The organism is Allobosea sp. RAF48, assembly GCF_052114025.1.
Lineage (GTDB): Bacteria > Pseudomonadota > Alphaproteobacteria > Rhizobiales > Beijerinckiaceae > Allobosea.
Map to the genome: position 1 here is coordinate 97,631 of NZ_JBFRDZ010000007.1, position 18,698 is coordinate 116,328.

Consider the following 18,698-nt stretch of genomic DNA (forward strand, 5'->3'; position numbering starts at 1 on the left):
GAACCTCTTCATGCTCCGACATACGCTGCAAAGGCTGCTGCTGGTCGTTCCGGTCCTGCTCGGCGTGCTGCTGATCGGCTTCCTGCTGATGCAGGTCGTGCCGACAGATCCGGCGCAGGTGCGCGCCGGCCCGACTGCGACCCAGGATGTCGTTCAGGCCATCCGCCAGGAACTGGGACTCGACCAGCCGCTCTGGAAGCAATTCGTGATCTATATCGGGCGCCTGGCGCAGGGCGATCTTGGCGTTTCCATCATCAACAACGTCCCCGTCGTGCAGGAGCTCGGCAACACCATCGGCCCGACGCTCGAATTGATGTTCGCCTCGCTGGTCTGGGCCATTCCGCTGGGCATGCTGCTCGGCACGCTCGGCGCCTATTTCCGCGGTTCGCTCATTGACCGCGCGATCATGGCGGTCTCGGTCGCCGGCGTCTCGCTGCCGGTCTTCTTCCTCGGCCTCGGGCTGATCTGGCTCTTCGGCTTCAAATATCCGATCCTGCCCTTCACCGGCCGCACCGGTCCGCTCTGGACCTGGGAAGGTATTCAGGGCGTCATCCTGCCGGCACTCACGCTGGGGGGCGTCTTTGTCGGCCCGGTCGCGCGCATGACCCGTACCTCGGTGCTCGACGAGCTCGGCGCCGACCATGTCCGCACCGCCCGCGCCAAGGGGCTGGCTGAATGGGTCGTGTTGATCAGGCACACCTTGCGCAACGCGTTGGTGCCGGTCGTCACCCTGATCGGCCTGCAGATCGGCTTCCTGCTCGGCGGCGCCGTCGTCACGGAAACCGTGTTCTCGTGGCCGGGCATCGGCCGGCTCGCCGTCGGTGCCATCCTGTCGAGCGACCTGCCGATGGCGCAGGGCACGATCATCGTGTTGTCGCTCGGCTTCATCCTGGTCAATCTCGCGGTGGACGTCCTCTACGCCGTGCTCGATCCGCGTGTGAGGGGCGCCTGATGAGTTCCGCCAAAAGCGCTCTCCTGCCCGGTGCCAAGGCGGTGGAAGCCGCCGTGAGCGTCGCCGCCGCCACGCCCGTCCGCCGGAAGACGGTCCTCAGGATGCTGCTGTCCGATGTCGGCGCCTGCATCGCTCTCGGCCTGGTCGTCCTCGCTATCCTCTGTGCGGTGTTCGCCCCCTGGCTCGCCCCGACCGATCCTTACGGCAACGATCTCGCCAACACGTTGAAGCCGCCGGGCGAGGCCGGGCTGCTCGGCACGGACGGGCAGGGGCGCGACATGATCACCCGCCTGCTCTTCGGCCTCAGGACGACGCTGCTCATGGGCGGTGCCTCGGTGATCTTCGGCTGTGTGATCGGTGGCGTGATCGGTTTCGCTGCCGCCTATTACCCGAAGCTCTCGGGCGTCCTGATGCGCCTGATGGACGTGCTGCTGTCCTTTCCGGCCATCCTGTTCGGCCTCGCCATCGCGGCGATCTTCGGCCCCGGGCTGACAGCGGTCATCATCGCGCTTTCGATCGCGACCGTGCCGCTGATGGCGCGCGTCGTGCGCGGTTCGGCGCTGGTGGTGCTGCAGCAGGGCTATATCGAGGCGGCCCGCTCGCTGGGCCTCAGCGATCTGCGCATCATTCTGCGCTACGTTCTGCCGAACTGCCTCTCGGCGATGTTCGTCTTCGTCACCCTGCGCTTCGGCCAGGTCATCCTGCTCGGCGCGGCGCTCTCCTTCCTCGGGCTCGGCGCGCAACCGCCGACCGCCGAGCTGGGAGCCATGGCCGCCGACGGCCGCAACTTCCTGTTTTTCGCGCCGCATGTCTCGGTCCTGCCGAGCCTCGTGATCTTCGCGGTCGTGCTCGCCTTCAACGTCCTCGGCGATGCGCTGCGGGACGCTCTCGATCCGAAGCTGCGGAAGTAAGCCGCTCATACCGCCCAAGAAACGTCAAAAGGGGACCAGCTCGATGACCAAACTCTCCACCCTGCTTCTGGCCGGCGCCGCCGTGGCGACGTTCGCCGCCCTGCCGGCGGTCGCGCAGCAGAAGGCGCCGCTCTCGATCCTGCGCGTGATCGACGCCGACAATTACGACCCGATCCGCACCACCGCCACGGCCGCTGCCGAGGTGCTCTACATGATGGCGGATACGCTGGTGACGGTCGACTTCGACATGAAGACGATCAAGCCGGGTCTCGCCAACAGCTGGACGGTCTCGCCGGACGGCATGACCTACACCTTCAAGCTGCGCAACGACGTCAAGTTCTGCGACGGCCGCCCGATGACGATCGACGACGTCGTCTATTCGCTGAAGCGCTGGACCGACCCCGCCAACAAGTCGCCGGTCTCCTTCCGTGGCGGTCCGGTCAAGGACATCCGCGCCGACGGCGATTCCACGCTGATCTACGAGCTCAAGGAGCCCTACAGCGACCTGCTGTTCCAGATGGCGCTGTCCTTCGCCTCTGTCGTCGACAAGAACACGGTCGAGAAGCTCGGCCCGAACTTCGGCGTGCAGGGCTTCAACGGAACCGGCCCGTATTGCTGGTCGAAATGGACCCCGCGCCAGGAGCTCGTCCTCAAGAAGAACCCGCACTACAGCTGGGGCCCGCCGATCTACAAGGACCCGAAGCCGCAGATCGACGAGATCGTCTGGAAGGTCATTCCCGAGTCGAACACGCTGATGGCCGCGATCCAGGCCAAGCAGGCCGACGTGACCTATTACATGCCCTATATCGCGCTCGACACGATGCAGCGCATCCCGGGCATGACGGTGCAGCGGCAGGAAAACTACATCTACGACATCTTCATGGGCTTCAAGGTCGACAAGCCCGTCTCGAAGGACGCGGCGATCCGCGAAGCGGTCAACATGGCCGTCGACAAGCAGGCCATCGCCAAGGCGATCTTCTTCGGCAAGGGCACCGCGCTGCCTTCGCTGCTCAACCCGGCCGTGCTCGACTACGACAAGGATTCGGCCGGCAAGATGCCCAAGCATGACGCCGCCGGCGCCATCAAGGTGCTGGAAGCGGCCGGCTGGAAGCCGGGCTCCGACGGCATCCGAGAGAAGGACGGCCAGAAGGCGACCTTCGTCGTTTACGGCATCCGCAACGACGTGAACCCGCGCATCTCGGAGGCGATGCAGGCCGATCTGCGCAAGGTCGGCATCGACCTGAAGATCCAGCTCTGGGATGCCACCGTCGCCTGGGGCAAGCTGGCGACGCAGGAATTCGACGCCTTCTACATGTCCTACCCCTATGTGACGGCGACCGAGGCGCTGAACCTCTACTTCGCCAGCCGCCAGGCCCCGACGCCGAACCGGATGAACTGGAAGGACCCGAAGACGGACGAGTTGCTCAAGACTGCGGCGACCGCCGTCGATGCCGACAAGCGCAAGCAGGCGATCGGCGCGGTCCAGACCCAGCTCACCGAGGCGAATGTCTGGGTGCCGCTGGCCTCGCAGCCGCTCTGGGTGGTCGCGGGCGACCGTGTCGAGGGCGCACGCGCCCACGGCATCTACGGCGCGGGCCTCTACAAGGGCCTCGACATCAAGCTGAAGCGCTAAGCTTCCTCAGCGCCGCGTGGCCCAGGCCGCGCGGCGCTTTTTCCATGTCTAACTGCTAGGGAGGAAACGTCATGACGATCACGGTCATCAAGAACGCCGAAATCGTTGTCGCCTGGGACGCGGAAGCCTCCCGGCATGTCTATCTGCACGGAGCCGATGTCGCCTTCGAGGACGGCACGCTGCGCTATGTCGGTGCTCGCTATGAGGGGCAGGCCGACGAGACCGTCGACGGAAGTGGCCGCATGGTCATGCCCGGTCTCGTCAACATCCATTCGCATCCCTCGAGCGAGGCGCTGAACAAGGGCTTCCTCGACGAGCTTGGCTCGCCTGCGCTCTATAATTCCTCGCTCTACGAGTTCATGCCGATCCTGCGGCCGGACGCCGAGGCGGTGCCCGATTGCGTGCAGGTCGCCTACTCTGAACTTTTGCTCTCCGGCGTCACCACGCTCGCCGACATGTCGGTCGCTCATCCCGGCTGGCTGGACCTCGCCGCCGATAGCGGCCTGCGCGTCTGCCTATCGCCGATGTTCCGGTCGGCCCGCTGGTACACCAAGAACGGCCATGTCGTCGAATACGAGTGGGACGAGAAGGCCGGCGTCGCGGCCATGGAGCAGGCTTTCGCGGTCATCGAGCGGGCGCAGAAGCATCCGTCCGGCCGGCTCTTCGCGATGGTCTCTCCTTCGCAGATCGACACCTGCAGCGAGGGCCTGATCAAGGACAGCTATGCTGAAGCGAAGCGTCGCGGCCTGCCCTGGCAGATCCACGCGGCGCAATCGACAGTCGAGTTCCACGAGATCACTCGCCGCCATGGCGTGACGCCGATCCAGTGGCTGGAGAAGCTCGGCGTGCTCGGCAAAACCAGCATCGTCGGCCACGGCATCTTCCTCGACGATTACCCGCGCGTCGCCTGGCACAGCCGGCGCGACCTCGCGCTGCTGGCCGAGACCGGCACGATGGTCGCCCATTGCCCGACGGTCTTCATGCGCCGCGGCATCGCCCTCGACGATTTCGGCCGCTATCGCCGCGCCGGTGTCAGGATCGGCCTGGGCACCGACACCTATCCGCACAACATGCTCGAGGAGATGCGCCATGTCGGCTATGTCGCCCGCATGATGGCGGAGAATCCGCGCACCCTGACCACCACCGACATCTTCGAGGCCGCGACCACGGCCGGCGCCGCCGCGCTCGGCCGCGATGACATCGGGCGCCTGGAAGCGGGCTGCAAGGCCGACCTCGTCATGGTCGACCTCAAGCACCCGATGATGCAGCCGCGCCGCGACCCCGTGCGCAGCATGGTCTATGCCGCCGCAGAGCGCGCCGTCGACCGGGTCTATGTCGACGGCAAGCTCGTCGTGCGCGACGGCACCGTGCTGACGATGGACTATCCCGCTGCGGCGCTGCGGCTCCACGAGGCCCAGAAGCGAACCGAAGCCGCAGCGCCCGGCAATGACTGGGTCAAGCGCCCGGTGACGGACTATTCCCCGCTCACCTTCCCGGTGAAATAAGCGGAACCTCCGCCGTCATGCTCGGGCTTGACCCGAGCATCTCATGAAGGAGAAGTCTCAGAGCCATTTCCTGCAAGAGATTCTCGGGTCTGCGCTTTGCTTCGCCCGAGAATGACGCTCGACAGTGTTCTGGCTTCGGGGCTCTTCGCTGACGCGAAGCCCCGGAATGACACCGCGGTTCCAGGAATTAATCGCGCTCCAAGGCGCATCGCCGCATCGTTAGTCCCTGCGTCACGCCGCCCGCTTTCGGACGAGGTCGCGTGGCGATAGGATGTTGGAATGGTGCAGGTGGATCCGACAGCGCAAGCCGAGGCGGGCTCTTCGAGCCGCAACGGACTCCTGTTGCTCGGCGGCGGCTTCTTTGGCCTGCTGCTGGCCGGGTTGCTGCTGTGGTGGCGCGAGGGGGACCGGCTTTTCACCGACGGGCTCATCGCCGCCATCGTCGCTTGCTTCTAGGCATCGGCCCGAAAAGTGGGAACCGGTTTTCTGAACCAGCCGATGCATGACCATCATCCAAAGCATAGCGGCCACCGCGCCGCTCCGTCGGGAAGCTCTCCGTGAATCGCCGCATCGTCCTGCCCCTCGTCGTGTTCCTTGCCGGTGCGCTTGCGCTGGCGGCTGCCGCGATCCTCACCTTCTCTCCCGGCCGCCAGGGCGGTGGCACCGGCACGGCCAGCGTCGGCGGCCCCTTCACCCTCACGACGCAGGACGGCAAGCCGCTCTCGGACGCCGATCTGCGCGGCTCGCCCTTCCTGGTCTTCTTCGGCTTCACCCATTGCCCGGACGTCTGCCCGACCAAGCTCTTCGAGATTTCCGAGGCGCTGCGCGCCGCTGGTGACGGCGACAAGGCCAAGCAGCTCAAGGCGCTGTTCATCACCGTCGATCCCGAGCGCGACACGCCGGAGACGATGAAGAGCTATCTCGCCTCCTTCGATTCGCGCATCGTCGGCTTGAGCGGCGATCGGCCTGCGGTCGACGCCGTGATCAAAGCCTACCGCGCCTACGCCAAGAAGGTGCCGCTGAAGGACGGGGACTACACGATGGATCACACCGCTTTGGTCTATCTGATGGGCAAGGACGGCAGCTTCATCGGTGCCTTCAACATCGAGCAACCTCCGGCGCAGGCCGCGGCGGAATGGTTGCGGCACTCGTAGCAGGTTTCAACGGGTGCACGCCGGCGTGCCAGCCCGTGCTCGGTCTTGTTCCAGACGAAGCGCCGGTTGAAGTAGTCGTAGAGCGCCATCCAGGCCGCGACCGAGACCAGCGCATAATAGAGCGGTAGCAGCGGCACCAGCAGGAGCAGACCGGGCGAGCCGCGGCGGAGCGCGCCGACGGCCGGCGGCGCGAAGAGTGCGACGCTGCCCAATAGCCAGACGCAGAGCGCGATCGTCGAGGTGACGGTCGCGAGAGCACTCTCCGGCGCGAACAGCGATCCGTCCCAACAGGCGAGCAATGCGGCGACGGCGAAGACTGGATAGCCCAGCGCGGTGGCGACCGTGCCGAAGGCCAGCGACAGGAAGGCGAATGTCGCGCCGATACCCGCTTCGCGCAGGAGCCGGATCGGCTCGCGCGAATGCGTCACCAGCGTCTGGATGTAACCCTTGATCCAGCGCGAGCGCTGCTTGAGCCAGGCCGGGATAGAGAGAGGTGCTTCCTCGCGCGTGATCGACGGCAGATCACCGATGCGATAGCCGGCGCGCACGAGGCGCATGCCGAGATCGGCATCCTCGGTGACGTTCCAGGCATCCCAGCCACCGACGGCGCGCAGCACCTCCGTCCGGAAATGGTTCGAGGTGCCGCCCAGCATGATCGGCAGCTGGAACTGCAGCAGGCCGGGATTGAGCACCTCGAAGAGCCCGGCGTATTCGAGCGCGAAGAGCCCGGGGAGCGTGCCTTCCTCGGCATGGTCGATGACGAGTCGCGCCTGCAGGCAGGCGAGGTCCGGTGGTCCGCTGAGAAAGCGTGCCGCCGCCATGCGCAATTGCTGCCGGTCGGGAATATCCTCGGCATCGAAGATGGTGAAGAACGAGCCACGGGCCTCGAGCAGGGCGATATTGAGCGCCCGCGGCTTGGTGCGCGGGGCGCCGGGCGGCACGACCGTCACAATGAACTGGGATGGCAGCGACATCTTGGCCAGCGCCGCCCGCATGCCGGCATCGTCCTCTTCGATCAGCAGGCGGATATCGAGCTTGGCGGGCGGGTAGTCGAGGGCGCAGAGCGCATCGGTCAATTGCTGCAGGACCGCCTCTTCGCGGTACATGGGCACGGCGACGGTGTAGATCGGCAGGCGCGCATCGTCGATGCGCCAGCGATGGCTTGCCCAGAGATCGGGTGTCGCGCGTTCGATCGTGGTCGCGAGGCGCAGCAGAATGAGGCCGAGAAAGAGCGGCCCGAGCAGCAGGGCGAAGGCAAAGAAGGTTTCGAGCGGCGCGATGACACTGCCGATCGCTGCTGCGGCGAGGCCGATGCCGGCTGCGATCACCTGGCCGCGGCTGGCGCCGGTGCGGGCACTGTCGCGGGCGAGCCCGGCCTCGTCGAGGCCGGCCGCATGACGCGCCAGCTCCCCGGCGTTTGAACGGCGCAAGGCCTCGGCGAAGCGGCGCGGTGTCGTCACCGCGATATTGTCGCGCCGTCGTGGGCCGGCCTCGATCATCCGGCGCAGTGCCGGCCCTTCCGGGGCGAGTACGGTGCGGAGCGAGGCCCCTTCCAGCGTGGGCGCGATGCCCTGGCGCAGCATCGCGCGATATCTGCCACCCGGCAGCAGTGACGGGGGCGTGTATTGGAACGGCAAGCCCATCTCGTCCGCCAACGCACGGTAGAAACCGGCTTCGTCAATCAGGCCGAGCGCCATGGCCTCGCGCGCGGGATCGGTGCGGTTGCGCATGGCGTGCTCGGCCGCGTGCGTCAGCGCGGAAGGGTCCACACCGTGCCGTGCGAGAAAAGCGATCTCGACCGGCAAACCCGCAGCCGCGGGTCCGGGATCGCTCGAACGACTGTCGCTACCGCTGCCCCCCAATGGCCCCGGTCTCACCCTAAGCAATAACCTCGGCGCGGGCGCGCCAGAGCAACCCATGGTTGCTGATTATATGCCGGGAGTCGAGGGCTTCGGGGCAAGAATGTCGGGTGTTCCCGGCGGCGATCAGCGCGCCGCCAGGATCTCCGCAACCTGCGGGATATCCTTGTCGCCGCGGCCGGACAGGTTGACGACCATCAGATGGTCCTTCGGCTTCTGCGGGGCGAGCTCGGCGACGCGGGCGAGCGCGTGGGCCGATTCCAGCGCCGGAATGATGCCTTCCAGCCGCGAGATCAGCTGGAACGCCTCGAGCGCCTCCTCGTCGGTGGCCGAGAGGTACGTCACCCGGCCGACATCGTGCAGCCAGGAATGCTCCGGGCCGATGCCGGGATAGTCGAGCCCGGCCGAGATCGAGTGGGCGTCCTTGATCTGCCCGTCATTGTCCATCAGCAGGAAGGTGCGGTTGCCGTGCAGCACGCCGGGGCGCCCGCCACTCAGCGATGCCGCGTGCAAACCGCTCGGGATGCCGTGGCCGGCGGCCTCGACGCCGTAGATCTCGACGGATGGGTCGTCGAGGAAGGGGTGGAACAGCCCCATCGCATTCGAGCCGCCGCCGATGCAGGCGATCAGCGAATCCGGCAGGCGGCCTTCGGCTTCCTGCATCTGCTCGCGCGTCTCCTTGCCGATGATCGACTGGAAGTCGCGCACCATCGCCGGATAGGGATGGGGGCCGGCGACCGTGCCGATGCAGTAGAAGGTCGTCGCGACATTGGTCACCCAGTCGCGCAGCGCCTCGTTCATCGCGTCCTTCAGCGTCTTGGTGCCGGATTCGACCGGCACGACGGTGGCGCCGAGCATCTGCATGCGGAACACGTTCGGCGCCTGCCGGGCGACGTCGACCGCGCCCATATAGACGATGCATTCGAGGCCGTAGCGGGCGCAAAGCGTCGCGGTCGCGACGCCGTGCTGCCCGGCGCCGGTCTCGGCGATGATGCGCTTCTTGCCCATGCGCCGCGCCAGCAGGATCTGGCCGAGCACGTTGTTCACCTTGTGCGAACCGGTGTGGTTCAGTTCCTCGCGCTTGAGGTAGACCTTCGCCCCGCCGAAGTGCTCGGTCAGGCGCTCTGCGAAATAGAGCGGCGACGGGCGGCCGACATAGTGCTTGAGCCCATGGGCCATCTCGGCGTGATAGGCCGGATCGGCCTTGGCTTCGTTATAGGCCTGCTCCAGCTCGAGGATGAGCGGCATCAGCGTCTCGGCGACGAAGCGGCCGCCGAAAATCCCGAAGCGGCCGTTCTCGTCCGGGCCGTTGCGGTAGCTGTTCGGGTGGGAGGGGGCGTTCATGCGCTCGAGCCTTCCTGTATTGCCGCAGCGGCCTTGCGGGCCGCCGCGATGAATTCCGCGATCCGGGCCGGGTCCTTGACCCCCGGCGCGCTTTCGACGCCTGATGATACGTCGACACCGGCCGGACGGGTCACCTGGATCGCCTCGGCGACATTCGCCGGATCGAGCCCGCCCGATAGCATGAAGCGCTGGGAACGGTCGATGCCGGCGAGCAGGCTCCAGTCGAAGGGTTTGCCGTGCCCGCCGGGGAAGGCGGCGTCCTTCGGCGGCTTGGCGTCGAGCAGGATGAGGTCGGCGGCATCGCGATAGGTCGCGACGGCCTTGAGGTCTTCGGCCGTGGCGATGCCGAGCGCCTTCATCACCGGCCGGCGAACGGCACGGCGCAGCGCCGCGGTCTGCTCGGGAGTCTCGCGGCCGTGGAACTGGAACCAGTCGGGCTTCAGCGCCTCGACGAGCTCCGCTGCCTGCTGCTCGCTCCAGTCGACGACGAGCGCCACGATCTCGGTCCTTCCGCGGGCGATCGCCGCCAATTCTTTGGCCCGCTCCAGCGTGACGTAGCGCGGGCTCTTCGGGTGGAAATTGAGCCCGATCATGTCGGCGCCGGCCGCGAGCGCAGCTTCCAGCGTCTCGGGCGTCGAGAGACCACAGATCTTGATCAGGAAGGGCGAACCATTGGACATGGCGCGGCGTTTAGCACGGTCCGTTCGCCGGTGCATGCCGTACTTGCGACATGATGGCGAAGGAAGTCATGCTGAACGGGGCGAAGAAGGGGGCAAGGATTGGTCCGGCTGGGCATGGGCAGGCGCGGTCTGGCGGTTCTGGCGGGTTTGCTCGCCATGTCCGGCCTCGCCGCGGCGGTGTTTTACTATGTCAGCCAGCCGCGTACGCTGCGCCTGGCTGTCGGCCCCCTCGGCTCCGAGGACGCGCGCATGGCGGCCGCCTTCGTCCAGGGGCTCAACCGCGACAAGGCCGCCATCCGCCTGCGCCTCATCCTGACGGAAGGTTCCGAGGACAGCGCGAAGAAAATCGATGCCGGACAGGCCGATCTCGCCATGCTGCGGGCCGACATCGCCATGCCCTCGACCGCCGACACGGTGCTGATCACCCGGCGGACCTTTCCTTTCTTCATTACGACCAAAGAGAGCGCCGTCGGCCGCATCGCCGATCTGCGCGGCCGCAAGGTCGGCGTGATCCGCAATCCAGCGGGGAATCTCGTCCTGCTCAAGCGCGTCCTGGCGCAGTACGAGGTTCGGCCCGAGGACGTCGAGATCGTCGCCCTGTTGCCCGACGAGGTGATCCCGGCGGTGAAGGAGCAGCGCATCGAGGTGTTTTTTTCGATCAATGCCGTCGGTTCGCACACCAACAATGACGGTTTGCGCCGGCTGCGCGAGGCCTGGGGCGAGGACCCGGTCCTGATCCCCGTCCGCGAGGCCGACGCGCTGGCCGCTCACTATCGCGCGATCGAATCCGGCGAGATCGTCCGCGGCGCGCTGGGCGGCGACCCGCCCCGGCCGGCCGAGAGCCTGCAGACCATCTCGATCACCTCGCGGCTCGTCGCCTCACAGAATCTCGACGACAATCTCGTCGGCGAACTGACCAAGGACATCCTCGGCCTGAGGCTGACATTGGCGACGGAGGTACCGGCCGTGCAGGCATTGGAGACCCCCTCCACCGACAAGGACGCGCCGTTGCCGGTTCACTCGGGCGCGGCCGCCTATATCGACGGCGAGCAGGAGAGCTTCTTCGATCGCTATGGCGACTGGTTCTATATCGGCGCGATGGTTCTCTCCGCGGTCGGCACGGGCGGAGCCGCGCTGCTGAGCCGCGAGAGCGCCAACCGCCGCCGCCGCGCCATGTCGGGCCTCGACGAGCTGTTGGAGCTGCTTACCGTGATCCGCTCCTGCGAGGACGAGGCGGAACTCGCCCGGCTGGGGAGCGAGGCGGACCAGATCCTGACCCGCGTACTCGCCGACTATGCCAAGGGCGACCTCGACACTGCCGCTCTGGCCGCCTACCGGCTTGCCATCGATCAGGTCGGGCGGGCCGTGGCCGAACGGCAGCGGGCTTTGGCCGAAGACTAAACGCGCTCACCTTTCGGCAGCCTGAACGGTTGCCGAAACGCCTTCCAACGTTTATGTGCAGCGCAACGAATTCCAGATTCACGTGAAACAGGCTGCGCCGGCAGGGCTTCGAACCTGACCGGCTCGTGGCCTTGAAAGCAAGGCCCTACCCGCATGTCCATGCGCAATATCGCCATCATCGCGCACGTCGACCACGGCAAGACCACGCTCGTCGACAAGCTGCTGCAGCAGTCCGGCACCTACCGCGACAACCAGCGCGTCATCGAGCGCGTGATGGACTCCAACGACCTCGAGAAGGAGCGCGGCATCACCATCCTGGCCAAGGCGACCTCGGTCGTCTGGAAGGATACGCGCATCAACATCGTCGACACCCCCGGCCACGCCGATTTCGGCGGCGAGGTCGAGCGCATCCTGAATATGGTCGACTCGGCCATCGTGCTGGTCGATGCGGCCGAAGGCCCGATGCCGCAGACCAAGTTCGTGGTCTCCAAGGCGCTGAAGCTCGGCCTTCGCCCGATCGTCGCGATCAACAAGGTCGACAAGCCCGACGCCCGCACCACCGAAGTCATCAACGAGGTCTTCGACCTCTTCGCCGCGCTCGACGCAACCGACGAGCAGCTCGACTTCCCGATCCTCTACGGCTCGGGCAAGCAGGGCTGGATGGCTCATTCGCCGGAAGGCCCGCAGGACCAGGGCCTGGCGCCGATGTACGACCTCATCCTGAAGCACGTGCCGGAGCCGACGGTCGAGGAAGGCCCGTTCCGCATGATCGGCACGCTGCTGGAAGCCAACCCCTATCTCGGCCGCATCATCACCGGCCGCGTCACTTCGGGCACGGCCAAGCCGAACCAGACCGTGAAGGTGCTCTCCGGTGACGGCTCGACCGTCGAGACCGGCCGCATCTCGAAGATTCTCGCCTTCCGCGGGCTGGAGCGCCAGCCGATCGAGGAGGCCGTCGCCGGCGACATCGTCTCGATCGCGGGCCTGGTGAAGGGCTCCGTCGCCGACACCTTCTGCGACCCTAGCGTCGAGACTCCGATCAAGGCGCAGCCGATCGATCCGCCGACGGTGTCGATGACCTTCATGGTCAACGATTCCCCGCTCGCCGGCACCGAGGGCGACAAGGTCACCACCCGCGTCATCCGCGACCGCCTGTTCAAGGAGGCCGAGGGCAATGTCGCGCTGAAGATCGAGGAAGCCTCCGACAAGGACAGCTACATCGTTTCCGGCCGCGGCGAATTGCAGCTCGCGATCCTGATCGAGACCATGCGCCGCGAGGGCTTCGAGCTCGGCGTCTCCCGTCCCCGCGTCGTGCTGAAGCGCGGCGAGGACGGCCAGCTCCTGGAGCCGATCGAGGAAGTCGTGATCGACGTCGACGAGGAGCATTCCGGCGTCGTCGTGCAGAAGATGTCGGAGCGCAAGGCCGACATGCTGGAGATGCGTCCCTCCGGCGGCAATCGCCTGCGTCTCGTCTTCCACGCCCCGACCCGCGGCCTGATCGGCTATCAGGGCGAATTGCTGACCGACACGCGCGGCACCGCGATCATGAACCGGCTGTTCCATGACTACCTGCCCTACAAGGGCGAGATCGGCGGGCGCCGCAACGGCGTGCTGATCGCGATGGAGACCGGCGAGGCCGTGGCCTACGCGCTGTGGAACCTCGAGGACCGCGGCCCGATGATGATCGAGCCCGGCTGGAAGGTCTATCAGGGCATGATCGTCGGCGAGCACACCCGCGAGAACGATCTCGAGGTGAACGTCCTGAAGGGCAAGAAGCTCACCAACATCCGCACGACGTCGAAGGACGAGGCGGTTCGCCTGACTCCGCCGATCCGGATGACGCTGGAGCGTTCGCTGGCCTGGATCGACGACGACGAGCTCGTCGAGGTTACCCCGAAGTCGATCCGCCTGCGCAAGGCGATCCTCGACCCGAACGACCGCAAGCGCTCGCAGAAGCAGAAGGCCGAAGTGGCCTGAACAGGATCGCCGGCAGCCTGCGCTTGACCCAGTGCGGTTGCCGGCGACCTTGCCTCAGCGGCTCATCAACAGCGGCAGTGGCGTCGATTTCAGCAGCGACTGCGTGACGCCGCCGAGCAGCCATTCGCGCAGCCGCGAGTGCTTGTAGGCGCCGCAGACGATCAGATCGGCGCGGAAATCCGTTGCTGCCTGCCGGATCGTCTCGGCCACGTCATTGTTTCCGCTCACAGCGACGTTTCGAACGGTCACGGAAGCGCCGTGCCGTGCCAGATGCGGCGCCAGTTCCGCCCCGGCGACCAAGCGCGACAGATCCTTCTCGCCGGTGACGCAGAGAATCTCGACCTCGGCGCCTTTCAGGAACGGGCGGGTTTCCGCAACCGCGCGGGCCGCGCCCGCACTGCCGTCCCAGGCGATCAGGATGCGCCGGGCAGCGAAGGTCTCGGAACCCGGCGGCACGATGATCACCGGCCGGCCGCTGTCGAACAGCGCGGCTTCGATCAGGCCCCGGTCGCGCTCGGCGGCATCCTTCTCCAGATCGAGCACGCTGAGGTCGTGGACGCGGGCCTGGCTGACGAGCCGGTCGCTGAGCTCGGCGTAGACGAGCTGCGGCGTCTCGATCGTGCTGGTCACCCCGGCAAGGCCGGCGCTGGTCCGCGCGAGTTCGGCAAAACGCTCCGCCAGAACGCCGATGCGGCGGTTCTCGGCGGTGACGAAAGCCACGCCGAAGTCTCCGACGAGGGAGGCCGGTATGGCATAACGCATCGCGGCAGCCTGGATTGTCAGATGCGCGCTAGCCTGCTGAGCGAGTGACAGGGCGTAGCCGAGCGCGTAGTCCTGCTCGCCTTGGCCTTCCTCGGTATAGGCGGTGAAGATACTCTTGATCGACGGGGCCATTGGGATCTCCGGCTGGTTCGCAGTCGCTGGGACATAGGCTCGCCCGATCATTGTGTCCGCGCCTTGCGCTGGGTCAAATACGTTGCCGCGGCCGATGATTCCGCCCTGCGCCCGGTGCAGTGCGAGGATGACGGAGGCTGCGCTTGTCGGCCTGTCCCGGCTCTGATCCTGTGTGCGGCTTCCGGAGGAGGATCACTGCCATGCAATTCCGCAATCTCGGCCGCTCGGGCCTGCGCGTCTCGCTCGTCGGGCTCGGCTGTAACAATTTCGGTGGCCGTATTGATCTCGATGCGACCCGGAAGGTCGTCGATGCCGCGATCGAGCACGGCATCACGCTCTTCGACACGGCCGATATCTATGGCGAGCGCGGCGGCTCCGAAACCGCGCTTGGCGAGGTGCTGGGCGCGCGACGCAAGCAGATCGTGCTGGCGAGCAAGTTCGGCATGGAGATGGATGCCGAGGGCGTGAAGAAGGGTGGTTCGCGCCGCTACATCATGAACGCGGTCGAGGATTCGCTGCGGCGCCTGAAGACCGACTGGCTCGACCTCTACCAGCTTCATCGGCCTGACCCGCTGACTCCGATCGAGGAGACGCTGCGCGCCCTCGACGATCTCGTCCGCCAGGGCAAGGTCCGCTATGTCGGCTGCTCGAACGTCGTCGCCTGGCAGGTTGCCGATGCGCAATGGACGGCGCGCGACCTCGGCATTCCCGGCTTCGCTTCGGCGCAGGACGAATACAGCCTGCTGAAGCGCGGCGCCGAGAAGGACCTGATCCCGGCCATCGCCCATTACGGCATGGGCCTGCTGCCCTATTTTCCGCTCGCCAACGGCGCGCTGACCGGCAAGTACAAGCGTGGCGCGGCGATGCCGGAAGGTGCCCGCCTGACCAAGCTGCCGCAGCGCGCCGATGAAATCTTCAGCGAGGATAACTGGCGCAGGATCGAGGGGCTGACGACCTTCGCCGAGGCGCGGGGTCATACCCTCGTCGAGCTCGCCTTCTCATGGCTGGCGGCGCAGCCGGTCGTCTCCAGCGTCATCGCCGGCGCGACCAAGCCGGAGCAGGTCGCGGCGAACGTCAAGGCAGCCGACTGGGCGCTGAGCGCCGAGGAATTGGCGGAGATCGACGCGATCGTGAAGTAACTTGCGGTCATTCTCGGGCCGCGCGTCGCGCGGACCCGAGAATCTCGGGACAAGCGTGCACTGGTCAAAGAGATGCTCGGGTCAAGCCCGAGCATGACGGTTTGGGCGCCGCCATTCCTGACAGCTTCGTGCACACCGGGGCGCCATCGCCATGGACCGGCCGCGCCCGCCCGCTTATGGTCCGCGCCATGAGCGATGCAGCCACGACCGCCCCCGCCCTGAAGCCCGGCGACCACCTCTTCCTGGTCGATGGCTCGAACTTCATTTTCCGCGCCTATTTCCAGTCGATCAATCAGGACCGGAAATACAATGCCCGCTCGGACGGGCTGCCCTCCGGTGCGGTCCGGCTCTTTGCGACGAAGCTGTTCCAGTTCGTGCGCGAGGGCGTGCTCGGGGTCAGGCCGACCCATCTCGCCATCGTCTTCGACAAGTCGGAGAACTCCTTCCGCAAGGCGATCTACCCGGCCTACAAGGGCAATCGCTCCGAGCCTCCTGCTGATCTCATTCCCCAGTTCCCGCTGATGCGCGAGGCGGTGCGCGCCTTCGGGCTGATCCCGGTCGAGCAGGACGTCTACGAGGCCGACGACCTGATCGCGACCTATGCCAAGCAGGCCCGTGAGGCCGGCGCAGAAGTCCTCATCGTCTCGGCCGACAAGGACCTGATGCAGCTCGTGCGGCCGGGCGTCGCGATGTACGACCCCGCCTCGGGCGATCAGAAGAAGGGCGCGGGCTTCCGCGCCGAGCGCCGCATCGGCGAGCCCGAGGTCGTCGAGTATTTCGGCGTCACGCCTGACAAGGTCACGGATGTGCAGGCGCTCGCGGGCGATGCCACCGACAATGTGCCGGGCGCGCCCGGCATCGGCATCAAGACCGCGGCACAGCTCATCGGCGAATATGGCGATCTCGAAACCCTGCTTGCGCGCGCCGGCGAGATCAAGCAGCCGAAGCGCCGGGAGACGCTGACCAATCCCGAGGTGATCGAGAAGGTCCGCATCTCGCACAAGCTCGTCAGCCTCGTCGACGACGTCAAAGTCGAGACGCCGCTAGAGCATCTGACGCTAGAGCAGCCCGATCCGGCCAAGCTCGTCGCCTTCCTCAAGGCGATGGAGTTCACCACCATCACCAAGCGCGTCGCTGAGGCCTATGAGGCCGATATCGGCGCCATCGACGCCGATCCGGCATTGGCCCCGGGCGGCTCGCGCGCGGCCGAGCTCAAGGCGCTCTATGCCGGCGCCGACGCCATCGAGGACGCGGTTTCGGCCACCACGCCCGTCGCGCCTTCTCCGACCGCCACCCTGCCGGAGGCGACCGGAGGCGAAGCCGGCTGGATGAAGCCGGCCGATCTTGCCGCGTCCCGCAAGAACGAGGCGATCGCGGCCAAGATCGACCGCTCCAAATACGAATGCGTGCGCACGCTGGCCGATCTCGAACGCTGGATCGGCTGGGCCTATGAGGCCGGCCATGTCGCTCTCGACACCGAGACGAACTCGCTCGATGCGATGCAGGCCGATCTCGTCGGCATCTCGCTCGCCGTCGCGCCCGGCCGCGCCTGCTATATCCCGCTCCAGCACCGTGCCGGTGATGGCGGGCTCTTCGACGAGGGGCTGCTGCCCGAGCAGGTTCCGCTTGCGCAGGCCGTCGCGGCGCTGAAGCCCCTGCTTGCCGATAAGAGCGTGCTCAAGATCGGCCAGAACATCAAATACGATCTGCTGGTTCTGGAACGCCATGGCCTCACCGTGTCCCCGATCGAGGATACGATGCTGATCTCCTATGCGCTCGATGCCGGTACCAACAGCCACGGCATGGACAAGCTTTCGGAGCTGCATCTCGGCCACGAGACGATCCCCTATGCGCAGGTCGCTGGAAGCGGAAAGTCGCAGATCACCTTCGACAAGGTGCCGCTCGACAAGGCGACCGACTATGCCGCCGAGGATGCCGACGTTACGCTCCGCCTCTGGCTTGCGCTGAAGCCGCGCCTGGCTGCGGAAAAGAAGACCGCCGTCTACGAGGTGCTGGAGCGGCCGATGGTCGCCGTACTCGCCGCCATGGAGTCGCGCGGCATCGCCATCGACCGGCAGATCCTCTCACGCCTCTCCGGCGACTTCGCGCAGGGGCTGGCGCGGCTGGAGGACGAGATCTACGAGGTCGCCGGCGAGAAGTTCACCATCGGCAGCCCGAAGCAGCTCGGCGACATCCTGTTCGGCAAGATGGGGCTTGCAGGCGCCAAGAAGACCGCGACCGGCCAATGGGCGACGGGCGCGGGCGTGCTGGAGGATCTCGCCGAGCAGGGCCATCCGCTGCCCTCCAAGATCCTGGAGTGGCGCCAGCTCGCCAAGTTGAAATCGACCTATACGGATTCGCTGCCGGGCTATGTGAACCCGCAGACCAACCGGGTCCACACCTCCTATGCGCTGGCGGCGACCACGACGGGCCGGCTCTCCTCGTCCGAACCCAATCTCCAGAACATCCCGATCCGCACCGAGGCCGGCCGCAAGATCAGGACGGCCTTTGTCCCGGAGAGGGGCTTCAAGCTGGTCTCGGCCGACTACAGCCAGATCGAACTGCGCCTGCTCGCCCATATCGCGGAGATACCCCAGCTCCGGCAGGCTTTCGCCGATGGCATCGACATCCACGCGATGACGGCTTCCGAGATGTTCGGCGTTCCCGTCGAGGGCATGCCCAGCGAGGTGCGCCGTCGCGCCAAGGCGATCAATTTCGGCATCATATATGGCATCTCGGCCTTTGGCCTCGCCAACCAGCTCGGCATCGGCCGCGAGGAGGCGAGCGCCTATATCCGCAAATATTTCGAGCGCTTCCCCGGCATCCGCGACTACATGGACCAGACCAAGACCCATGTGCGCGCCCATGGTCAGGTCACCACGATCTTCGGCCGCGTCTGTCATTTCCCGGCGGTTTCCTCGAAGAACCCGTCGGAGCGCGCCTTCGTCGAGCGCCAGGCGATCAACGCTCCGATCCAGGGCTCGGCCTCCGACATCATCCGCCGGGCGATGACCCGGATGGATGCCGCTCTGACCGCGAACCGGCTCAATGCCCGCATGCTGCTGCAGGTGCATGACGAACTCGTCTTCGAGGTGCCGGAGGAGGAGGTCGCCAAGACCCTGCCGATCATCGAGAAGGTGATGGTCGATGCCCCGCATCCGGCCGTGCAGCTCAGGGTGCCGCTCGCGGTCGAGGCCCGCGCCGCCGGCAACTGGGACGAGGCGCATTGAGCCTGCCGGAACCCCGCCG

General features: G+C 66.5%; 14 protein-coding genes. 10 read left to right on the top strand and 4 right to left on the bottom strand.

Annotated elements, in window-relative coordinates:
* The first annotated feature begins 10 nt into the window (after positions 1 to 10).
* The 6 genes from AB4Z10_RS15025 (at position 11) to AB4Z10_RS15050 (ending at position 6,155) form a co-directional block, all read left to right on the top strand.
* Complete coding sequence (locus AB4Z10_RS15025; protein WP_441471189.1) at positions 11 to 952, top strand: ABC transporter permease; 942 nt, start codon at positions 11 to 13, stop codon at positions 950 to 952.
* Positions 952 to 1,863 (top strand): ABC transporter permease, encoded by a 912-nt coding sequence (locus AB4Z10_RS15030; protein ID WP_441471190.1) that lies wholly within the window; start codon positions 952 to 954, stop codon positions 1,861 to 1,863. Before AB4Z10_RS15025 ends, AB4Z10_RS15030 begins: the two co-directional genes overlap by 1 nt.
* A gap of 43 nt (positions 1,864 to 1,906) precedes the next feature.
* Complete coding sequence (locus AB4Z10_RS15035) at positions 1,907 to 3,496, top strand: ABC transporter substrate-binding protein (protein WP_441471191.1); 1,590 nt, start codon at positions 1,907 to 1,909, stop codon at positions 3,494 to 3,496.
* Between the two features lie 71 nt (positions 3,497 to 3,567).
* On the top strand, positions 3,568 to 5,001 hold the full coding sequence (locus tag AB4Z10_RS15040) for an amidohydrolase family protein (RefSeq protein ID WP_441471192.1): 1,434 nt from the start codon (positions 3,568 to 3,570) through the stop codon (positions 4,999 to 5,001).
* 279 nt (positions 5,002 to 5,280) lie between these two features.
* Complete coding sequence (locus AB4Z10_RS15045) at positions 5,281 to 5,457, top strand: hypothetical protein (RefSeq protein WP_441471193.1); 177 nt, start codon at positions 5,281 to 5,283, stop codon at positions 5,455 to 5,457.
* Between the two features lie 101 nt (positions 5,458 to 5,558).
* Complete coding sequence (locus AB4Z10_RS15050) at positions 5,559 to 6,155, top strand: SCO family protein (RefSeq protein WP_441471194.1); 597 nt, start codon at positions 5,559 to 5,561, stop codon at positions 6,153 to 6,155.
* On the opposite strand, the gene AB4Z10_RS15055 is transcribed toward AB4Z10_RS15050, so the two are convergent.
* From AB4Z10_RS15055 to AB4Z10_RS15065, 3 genes are all read right to left on the bottom strand, one after another.
* Positions 6,062 to 7,885 (bottom strand): glycosyltransferase family 2 protein, encoded by a 1,824-nt coding sequence (locus tag AB4Z10_RS15055; RefSeq protein WP_441471195.1) that lies wholly within the window; start codon positions 7,883 to 7,885, stop codon positions 6,062 to 6,064. The two genes, AB4Z10_RS15050 and AB4Z10_RS15055, sit on opposite strands and share 94 nt — an antisense overlap.
* A 255-nt stretch (positions 7,886 to 8,140) precedes the next feature.
* Positions 8,141 to 9,358 (bottom strand): tryptophan synthase subunit beta, encoded by a 1,218-nt coding sequence (gene trpB / locus AB4Z10_RS15060; protein WP_441471196.1) that lies wholly within the window; start codon positions 9,356 to 9,358, stop codon positions 8,141 to 8,143.
* Positions 9,355 to 10,038, bottom strand: a complete 684-nt coding sequence (locus AB4Z10_RS15065; protein WP_441471197.1) for a phosphoribosylanthranilate isomerase — start codon at positions 10,036 to 10,038, stop codon at positions 9,355 to 9,357. The genes trpB and AB4Z10_RS15065 overlap by 4 nt, the downstream gene beginning before the upstream one ends.
* Positions 10,039 to 10,152: 114 nt before the next feature.
* On the opposite strand from AB4Z10_RS15065, the gene AB4Z10_RS15070 reads away from it, so the two are divergent.
* Both AB4Z10_RS15070 and typA read left to right on the top strand, forming a co-directional pair.
* Positions 10,153 to 11,439 carry a TAXI family TRAP transporter solute-binding subunit gene (locus AB4Z10_RS15070; protein WP_441471198.1) on the top strand — a complete coding sequence of 429 codons (1,287 nt, stop codon included), beginning with the start codon at positions 10,153 to 10,155 and terminating at the stop codon, positions 11,437 to 11,439.
* Between the two features lie 153 nt (positions 11,440 to 11,592).
* Entirely contained in the window at positions 11,593 to 13,416 is a 1,824-nt protein-coding gene (gene typA / locus AB4Z10_RS15075) for a translational GTPase TypA (protein ID WP_441471199.1), read from the top strand.
* Between the two features lie 54 nt (positions 13,417 to 13,470).
* On the opposite strand, the gene AB4Z10_RS15080 is transcribed toward typA, so the two are convergent.
* Entirely contained in the window at positions 13,471 to 14,310 is an 840-nt protein-coding gene (locus tag AB4Z10_RS15080; protein WP_441471200.1) for a universal stress protein, read from the bottom strand.
* A gap of 200 nt (positions 14,311 to 14,510) precedes the next feature.
* On the opposite strand from AB4Z10_RS15080, the gene AB4Z10_RS15085 reads away from it, so the two are divergent.
* Together AB4Z10_RS15085 and polA are read left to right on the top strand one after the other, a co-directional pair.
* Complete coding sequence (locus AB4Z10_RS15085) at positions 14,511 to 15,449, top strand: aldo/keto reductase (RefSeq protein ID WP_441471201.1); 939 nt, start codon at positions 14,511 to 14,513, stop codon at positions 15,447 to 15,449.
* A 188-nt stretch (positions 15,450 to 15,637) separates the two neighbouring features.
* Positions 15,638 to 18,679 carry a DNA polymerase I gene (gene polA, locus AB4Z10_RS15090; RefSeq protein WP_441471202.1) on the top strand — a complete coding sequence of 1,014 codons (3,042 nt, stop codon included), beginning with the start codon at positions 15,638 to 15,640 and terminating at the stop codon, positions 18,677 to 18,679.
* Positions 18,680 to 18,698: the final 19 nt, after the last annotated feature.